The sequence below is a fragment of the Streptomyces sp. NPDC048514 genome (assembly GCF_043199955.1).
GTDB lineage: Bacteria > Actinomycetota > Actinomycetes > Streptomycetales > Streptomycetaceae > Streptomyces.
This window is the reverse complement of record NZ_JBICWT010000032.1, coordinates 1-1,037: the sequence shown is the minus strand read 5'-3', so window position 1 is coordinate 1,037 and position 1,037 is coordinate 1. Positions and strand designations below refer to the sequence as shown.

Below are 1,037 nucleotides of genomic sequence, written 5' to 3'. Positions count from 1 at the left end.
CGGAAGCGGTTGATGGCGTCGATGTGCCGGTCGCGCATCTCCTGGTCGCGCACGCCGAGGCCCTCCTCGGGTGCGAGGCACAGCACGCCGACCTTGCCCTGGTGCACGTTGCGGTGGACGTCGTGGGCGGCCTGGCCGGTCTCCTCCAGGGAGTAGACCTTCGACAGGGTCGGGTGGATCTTGCCCTTGGCGATCAGGCGGTTGGCCTCCCAGGCCTCGCGGTAGTTGGCGAAGTGGGAGCCGATGATGCGCTTGAGGGACATCCACAGGTAGCGGTTGTCGTACTCGTGGTTGTACCCGGACGTCGAGGCGCAGGTGACGATGGTGCCGCCCTTGCGGGTGACGTAGACCGAGGCGCCGAAGGTCTCCCGGCCCGGGTGCTCGAAGACGATGTCGACGTCCTCGCCGCCGGTGAGTTCGCGGATGCGCTTGCCGAAGCGCTTCCACTCCTTGGGGTCCTGGGTGTGCTCGTCCTTCCAGAACTTGTAGCCCTCGGCGTTGCGGTCGATGATCAGCTCGGCGCCCATCTTCCGGGCGATCTGGGCCTTCTGCTCGCTGGAGACCACGCAGATGGGCGTGGCGCCGCCGGCGAGTGCGAACTGGGTGGCGTAGCTGCCCAGTCCACCGCTCGCTCCCCAGATCAGGACGTTGTCGCCCTGCTTCATCTGGGCGCCGTTGCGGGAGACGAGCTGGCGGTAGGCGGTGGAGTTGACCAGGCCCGGGGCGGCGGCCTCCTCCCAGCTGAGGTGGGCCGGCTTCGGCATCAGCTGGTTGGACTTGACGAGCGCGATCTCCGCGAGGCCGCCGAAGTTGGTCTCGAAGCCCCAGATGCGCTGCTCGGGGTCGAGCATCGTGTCGTTGTGGCCGTCGGAGGACTCCAGCTCCACGGACAGGCAGTGGGCGACGACCTCGTCACCGGGCTTCCAGGAGTTCACGCCCGGGCCGGTGCGCAGGACGACGCCCGCGAGGTCGGAGCCGATGATGTGGTAGGGCAGGTCGTGGCGCTTGGCCAGCTCGTTGGTGCGGCCGTAGCGCTC

1 protein-coding gene is annotated in these 1,037 nt (G+C 68.4%); it reads right to left on the bottom strand.

The window, feature by feature from the left end; translation table 11 throughout:
* On the bottom strand, window positions 1-1,037 hold a 1,037-nt coding region (gene ccrA, locus ACGFT2_RS34090; RefSeq protein WP_393286247.1), incomplete at both ends, for a crotonyl-CoA carboxylase/reductase.